Origin of the sequence: Flavobacterium aquicola, assembly GCF_003385115.1 — a bacterium.
Taxonomy (GTDB): Bacteria; Bacteroidota; Bacteroidia; order Flavobacteriales; family Flavobacteriaceae; genus Flavobacterium; species Flavobacterium aquicola.
Map to the genome: position 1 here is coordinate 1 of NZ_QUNI01000039.1, position 2,945 is coordinate 2,945.

Below are 2,945 nucleotides of genomic sequence, written 5' to 3' on the forward strand. Positions count from 1 at the left end.
GCGGGAACTGCTTATACTTTTATTGCTGCCAATGCCCTGACTTGTGCTTCGGCTGCTTCGGCTGCTGTGACCATTCCTGTGCAGCTGGCGGCTCCAACAGCACCGACCGTATCCACTACTGCGGCTACATGCTCGGCTGACGGAACGGCTTCGATTGACAATTATTCTGCTGCCCTGACTTATGCTTCAACTCCGGCAGGGGCAACTGTAGGCGCTTTGGGTGCCATTACAGGGACTGCGGGAACTGCTTATACTTTTATTGCTACAAATGCAATCTTTTGTGCTTCGAACGCTTCGGCTGCTGTGACCATTCCTGCGCAGCTGGCGGCTCCAACAGCACCGACCGTATCCTTTACTGCGGCTACATGCTCGGCTGACGGAACGGCATCGATTGACAATTATTCTGCTGCCCTGACTTACGCTTCAACTCCGGCAGGGGCAACTGTAGGCGCTTTGGGTGCCATTACAGGGACTCCGGGAACTGCTTATACTTTTATTGCTACAAATGCACTCTTTTGTGCTTCGAACGCTTCGGCTGCTGTGACCATTCCTGCGCAGCTGGCGGCTCCAACAGCACCGACCGTATCCACTGCTCCGGCTACATGCTCGGCTGACGGAACGGCATCGATTGACAATTATTCTGCTGCCCTGACTTATGCTTCAACTCCGGCAGGGGCAACTGTAGGCGCTTTGGGTGCCATTACAGGTACTGCGGGAACTGCTTATACTTTTATTGCTACAAATGCACTCTTTTGTGCTTCGAACGCTTCGGCTGCTGTGACCATTCCTGCGCAGCTGGCGGCTCCAACAGCACCAACCGTATCCTCTGCTCCGGCTACCTGCTCGGCTGACGGAACGGCTTCTATTGACAATTATTCCGCTGCTTTGACTTATGCTTCAACTCCTGCTGGGGCTACTGTAGGAGCTTTGGGTGCCATTACAGGGACTGCAGGAACTGCCTATACTTTTATTGCCACAAATGCACTCTTTTGCGCTTCGGCTGCTTCGGCTGCTGTGACCATTCCTGTGCAGCTGGCGGCTCCGGCAACACCAACGGTATCCACTACTGCGGCTACATGCTCGGCTGACGGAACGGCATCGATTGCCAATTATTCCGCTGCTTTGACTTATTCGTCAACTCCGGCTGGTGCAACTGTAGGCGCTTTGGGTGCTATTACAGGTACTGCGGGAACTGCTTATACTTTTATTGCTACAAATGCACTCTTTTGTGCTTCGAACGCTTCGGCTGCTGTGACCATTCCTGCGCAGCTGGCGGCTCCAACAGCACCGACCGTATCCTTTACTGCGGCTACATGCTCGGCTGACGGAACGGCATCGATTGACAATTATTCTGCTGCCCTGACTTATGCTTCAACTCCGGCAGGGGCAACTGTAGGCGCTTTGGGTGCCATTACAGGGACTCCGGGAACTGCTTATACTTTTATTGCTACAAATGCACTCTTTTGTGCTTCGAACGCTTCGGCTGCTGTGACCATTCCTGCGCAGCTGGCGGCTCCAACAGCACCGACCGTATCCTTTACTGCGGCTACATGCTCGGCTGACGGAACGGCATCGATTGACAATTATTCTGCTGCCCTGACTTATGCTTCAACTCCGGCGGGAGCAACTGTAGGCGCTTTGGGTGCCATTACAGGGACTCCGGGAACTGCTTATACTTTTATTGCTACAAATGCACTCTTTTGTGCTTCGAACGCTTCGGCTGCTGTGACCATTCCTGCGCAGCTGGCGGCTCCAACAGCACCGACCGTATCCTTTACTGCGGCTACATGCTCGGCTGACGGAACGGCATCGATTGACAATTATTCTGCTGCCCTGACTTATGCTTCAACTCCGGCAGGGGCTACTGTAGGCGCTTTGGGCGCCATTACGGGAACTCCGGGGACTGCTTATACTTTTATTGCCACCAATGCCCTGACTTGTGCTTCGGCTGCTTCGGCTTCGGTTACAATTCCAGTGCAATTGGCGGCTCCAACAGCACCGACCGTATCGACTACTGCGGCTACATGCTCGGCTGACGGAACGGCATCGATTGCCAATTATTCTGCTGCTTTGACTTATGCATCAACTCCGGCGGGAGCAACTGTAGGAGCTTTGGGTGCCATTACAGGTACTGCGGGAACTGCTTATACTTTTATTGCTGCCAATGCCCTGACTTGTGCTTCGGCTGCTTCGGCTGCTGTGACCATTCCTGTGCAGCTGGCGGCTCCGGCAACACCAACGGTATCCACTACTGCGGCTACATGCTCGGCTGACGGAACGGCATCGATTGCCAATTATTCCGCTGCTTTGACTTATTCGTCAACTCCGGCAGGGGCAACTGTAGGCGCTTTGGGTGCTATTACAGGTACTGCGGGGACTGCTTATACTTTTATTGCTACAAATGCACTCTTTTGTGCTTCGAACGCTTCGGCTGCTGTGACCATTCCTGCGCAGCTGGCGGCTCCAACAGCACCGACCGTATCCTTTACTGCGGCTACCTGCTCGGCTGACGGAACGGCATCGATTGACAATTATTCTGTTGCCCTGACTTATGCTTCAACTCCGGCAGGGGCTACTGTAGGCGCTTTGGGCGCCATTACGGGAACTCCGGGGACTGCTTATACTTTTATTGCCACCAATGCCCTGACTTGTGCTTCGGCTGCTTCGGCTTCGGTTACAATTCCAGTGCAATTGGCGGCTCCAACAGCACCGACCGTATCCTTTACTGCGGCTACCTGTTCGGCTGACGGAACGGCATCGATTGCCAATTATTCTGCTGCCCTGACTTATGCTTCAACTCCGGCAGGTACAACTGTAGGCGCTTTGGGTGCCATTACAGGAACTCCGGGAACTGCTTATACTTTTATTGCCACCAATGCCCTGACTTGTGCTTCGGCTGCTTCGGCTTCGGTTACAATTCCAGTGCAGCTGGCGGCTCCAACAGC

The 2,945-nt window shown here is 53.9% G+C and carries 1 protein-coding gene; it reads left to right on the forward strand.

Going from position 1 to position 2,945, the window contains the following annotated elements; genetic code table 11:
- Nucleotides 1-2,945 (forward strand): beta strand repeat-containing protein (locus tag C8P67_RS22255; protein ID WP_394338675.1); only part of this gene is annotated, 2,945 nt, incomplete at both ends.